At 74.4% G+C, this 3,701-nt stretch carries 5 protein-coding genes; 3 read left to right on the top strand and 2 right to left on the bottom strand.

What is annotated here, in order from left to right; all coding sequences use genetic code 11:
- Nucleotides 1-353, bottom strand: a 353-nt coding sequence (locus tag LCD35_RS28760) for a LysR family transcriptional regulator (RefSeq protein WP_304621323.1), incomplete at its 3' end; no start/stop codon positions are given.
- 158 nt (nucleotides 354-511) lie between these two features.
- On the opposite strand from LCD35_RS28760, the gene LCD35_RS28755 reads away from it, so the two are divergent.
- The 3 genes from LCD35_RS28755 to LCD35_RS28750 all read left to right on the top strand — a co-directional run bounded on the left by LCD35_RS28755 (nucleotide 512) and on the right by LCD35_RS28750 (nucleotide 2,942).
- Nucleotides 512-1,732, top strand: coding sequence for an FAD-dependent monooxygenase (locus tag LCD35_RS28755; protein ID WP_224957356.1), 1,221 nt, complete (start codon nucleotides 512-514; stop codon nucleotides 1,730-1,732).
- 37 nt (nucleotides 1,733-1,769) lie between these two features.
- A complete protein-coding gene (locus LCD35_RS30245) occupies nucleotides 1,770-1,904 on the top strand; it encodes a hypothetical protein (protein ID WP_255615749.1) in 135 nt (44 codons plus the stop codon).
- A gap of 264 nt (nucleotides 1,905-2,168) precedes the next feature.
- Nucleotides 2,169-2,942 (top strand): VOC family protein, encoded by a 774-nt coding sequence (locus LCD35_RS28750; protein WP_225045239.1) that lies wholly within the window; start codon nucleotides 2,169-2,171, stop codon nucleotides 2,940-2,942.
- Between the two features lie 22 nt (nucleotides 2,943-2,964).
- Here the strand turns inward: LCD35_RS28750 and LCD35_RS30630 are convergent, their stop codons facing one another.
- A complete protein-coding gene (locus LCD35_RS30630) occupies nucleotides 2,965-3,549 on the bottom strand; it encodes a TetR/AcrR family transcriptional regulator (RefSeq protein WP_225045238.1) in 585 nt (194 codons plus the stop codon).
- Between the last annotated feature and the right edge of the window lie 152 nt (nucleotides 3,550-3,701).

The raw sequence follows: 3,701 nt of genomic DNA, 5'->3' as shown, positions 1-3,701 counted from the left end.
GGCGGGGGCCGCGCGGGGGGGGGGGGCCCGCCCCCCCCGTCTGTGTTCCGGGGGGGGGGGGCGCGGGCGGGCCCCCTGCCCGGGGGGTTCTCCTCCCCCGGGCCGCTCCACATCAGCGCCTGCGTCGTGTTCTCGGCGAGCCGTTCTCCCAACGCGGTCAACTCGTAGGCGTTGCCCGTCCTGGCGAGCAGTTCGTCGTCGAAGTGCCTGCGCAACCGGGCCAGCGCGGTGCTCAACGTCGGCTGGCTCAGCCCGAGCCGTTGCGCCGCTCTGGTGACGCTGCGTTCGTGCAGCAGCGCGTCCAGCGACACGAGCAGGTTCAGATCCAGCCCCATCGCACCTCGCCCGGCCATCGGCATTCCCGATGACCAACATAGGCGATCACGGCTTCCCCGATGGGCCCGGCGGTCGCAGGGTGGAGGGCAGCAGACCGGATCGGCTGCGGATGTCGTCGTCCGGCGGGCAGAACCGGCCCGCGGCCGGATCGCGCCCAACCTTGGGGAGGAAGTCGGTGTCGTCGTTCCACGTCCTGATCGCCGGAGGCGGAATAGGAGGTCTCTGCCTGGCGCAGGGGCTGCGTCGGCGCGGGATCAGCTGCGCGGTGTACGAGAGCGCTCCGGGCATCGTGCAGGCCGGGTACCGGCTGCACATGAACGCCGCGGGTGGCGGCGCGCTGCGGCAGTGCCTGCCGGACGACCTGTACGAGCTCTACGTGCAGACCTCCCGCGAGAAGCCCCGCCGGGAGTGCCTGGTCCTGCTGGACCACCGGGCGCGCGAGCTGGGGACCCGCCCGCACATCGGCCCGGCCAACGACCCGGAGCGTCCGCACACGGCGGTCAACCGGCGCACCTTGCGCCAGATCATGAGCGTCGGGCTGGAGGACGTCCTCCACTTCGGACGGACCGCCTGCGGTTTCGAGGACGACGGGCAGCGCGTGCGGCTGCTGTTCACCGACGGCTCCGCCGCGTCCGGTGACGTCCTCGTCGCCGCGGACGGCATCCGCTCGGCGGTCCGCGGGCAGCTGCTGCCGCACGTGGCGACCGTCGACACCGGCCTGCGCGGGGTGGCGTCGCGAGCCCCGCTCACGGACGAACTGGCCGCCGCCCTGCCCGCGGAGCTGTTCGACGGCTTCGTCACCGCGAGCGGGCCGGACGGGGTGGTGTTCGCCTACGGCGCCTACCAGCCGCGCCGACCGGTCGCCGAAGCGGTGGCCGAGCTCGCCCCCGGCGCCGACATCGATCCGGTCGAGCCGTACATGATGGTCAACTTCGGCCTGCCCCGCGGCGGCCCCTCGGCGGCGCGGATCCCGGAGCTGTGGAGCGCGACCCCGGACCAGCTCCACGCCGCGATGCGCGCCGCGGTCACCGGCTGGCACCCGGGGCTCGTCGAGCTCGTCGAGCACGTCGACCCGGACACGCTGTTCCGGCAGTCCATCCGCCACCTGGAACCGGCCGAACCGTGGGAGACCAGCAGGGTGACGCTGCTCGGCGACGCCATCCACGCCATGCCGCCGACCTTCGGCGCCGGCGCCAACAGCGCCCTGCGCGACGCCGCGGCGCTGACGAACGCGCTGCAGCGGGCCGCCGAGGGCGAATCCGCGCTGCCGGCGGCGATCGCCGAGTACGAGGCGGACCTGCGCGCCGAGGTCTTCCCCGTCCTCCGCGCCTCCGCCGACCCGCGTTCCACGAGCAGCGACTTCCTGCCCGACGAGCTGCCGGTCGCACACCGCTGAGCGGCCCGATCCGCCGCTCCGGTGGCGGAGGCCCGAGGTGTTCGACCGCTTTCCCGAACCCGAGGATCTCGCCGAATACCCGGGCCAGCTCTGCGAAATCCGTCGAACCACTTCCCCCGAGATCGTCGATCGTTCGGTGCAGTGGACCGCGGCGGCCCTCCGCGACGGGTGACGCGTGCCGCGGAAACCCTCGCCGCATCCTCCGCCGAGGCGCCGAAACGCGGTTCGCCGCTCCGCGGAACCGCAGGCGCACGGCCCCGGATTCGACCGATCGGCACGCGCGGATTCCCGAGCGGTGCGCGGCGAATCTCACCGGTCGGACATTCGTTCAACTCTTGATCGGCATGCGCGCGGTCAGCAGAATTCCCGGTGGGCGGAGTTCCCGGAGGAGTGCTCCGTCCCGCACCCCTCCTCCGCGTCCGGAGAGGACTCCTCCGTGGCCGACACCGGCGGCATCGACCTGGACCACACCTCGTTCGCCGTGCACGACGCGCTGTCCTGGGCGCGCCGCCTCCGGCGGGAGATCGGGGTGGTGCCGATCGCCGGTGAATCCCTGCCGGAGTTCCGCTACCTGCTGCTGCAGACCGGCGAGCGCACCGGCGGAGCTCGGCTGGAGCTGCTGGAGCCGACCGGGCCAGGTTTCCTCACCCGCCACCTCGACAAGCGCGGCGAAGGCCCGCACCACCTCACATTCAGCGTGCCGGACCTGCGGGCGGCCGTCGCGCGGGTGCGGGAGCTGGGCGCGGAGGTCGTCGGCGAGGACTACGGGCACGCGCCGTGGCGCGAGGCGTCCCCCCCCCCGGGACCGCAGCACCGGACCGTCATCCAGCTCGCGCAGTCCGACCGCGCCTACCCGAGCGCGGAAGAGCTGCGCGCGGGCGGAGAACCCGACGTGGCGGAGCTGCCGAGCGTCCGCGGCGCGACCGAACCGCACTGGTGGGCCTCGACGTGGGAGACCCCCGCCGGCGCGGCGGTGCCGTTGCACAGCACCCACCTCGACACCGCGGACCTCGCGTTCTCCCGCCGCCTGTTCCACGACGTCCTGGGCGGGCGGGTGTACGAGACCGAGCGGCACCTCGACTTCAGCTGGCCGGGCGGGACCATCCGGGTCCGTGCCGCGGACCGGCCCGGTGTCCGGGGCATGGGGCCGTCGCTCGGTGGCGGGGCGGGCATCGGGCTCGGCTCGGCGGTGCTGGGCCTGCCCGGCTGAGCGCCGACGCGGCCGGGCGCGTTCACTCGAAGGCGATCTGCTCGCACCGGGCGACACTGCGCCGGATCGACGCTCGGTCCAGCCCCAGCAGCGCGGTGAGCCAGATGCCGTTCTGGATGATGTCGATGTCCGCGGCGCGCTTGGTCGCCTCGGCCCGGGCCAGGTCCGGTCGCGCCCCGCGGATGAGCCTCGCCAGCTCCTTGCGGTAGCGCTTCTGCGCCGCGGTGTTGATCTCCCCGAAAGCCGGATTCGCCTGGGCCAGCGACCAGAGCTGCAACCGGAGGGACAGGTACTCCGTGGTCAGGAACTCGTGGTCGGCGACGCGGCGCAGCGCCGCGCGCAGGTTCTCCACCGGGCTCTTCGCCGGGTCCGGATCGATGATGGCGACGTCCTGCGCTTCGATCCGGCGCAGCGCCTCCCCGATGAGCGAGGTCTTGTCGGCGTAGTAGTAGTTCACCAACCCGAGCGCGACCCCGGCCTCGCGGGCCACCGCGCGCATGCTGACGCCCGCGATCCCCTGCCGGGACAGGATCGTCAGGACGGCGTCGAGGATGCGCTCCTCCCGATCGACCTTGTTCGCGTCGAGCTCCGCAGCGTTCTCGCCCACGCCGCGAGACTAGTCCGTCCGCGCCGCCCCGAACCGCGCAGGGGCCGGGGCGGCGCGGGGGGGGGGGCCCCCCCCGCCGGGGGGGGGGGGGGGGGGGGGGGGGGGGGGGGGGGGGGGGCGGGGGGGGGGCGGGGGGGGGCCCCCCGGGGGGG

It is taken from the genome of Saccharopolyspora sp. 6V, from assembly GCF_020176785.1.
GTDB classification, from domain to species: Bacteria; Actinomycetota; Actinomycetes; order Mycobacteriales; family Pseudonocardiaceae; genus Saccharopolyspora_C; species Saccharopolyspora_C gregorii.
Note: the sequence above shows the minus strand (reverse complement) of the source record. Positions and strands in the feature narration are given on the sequence as shown.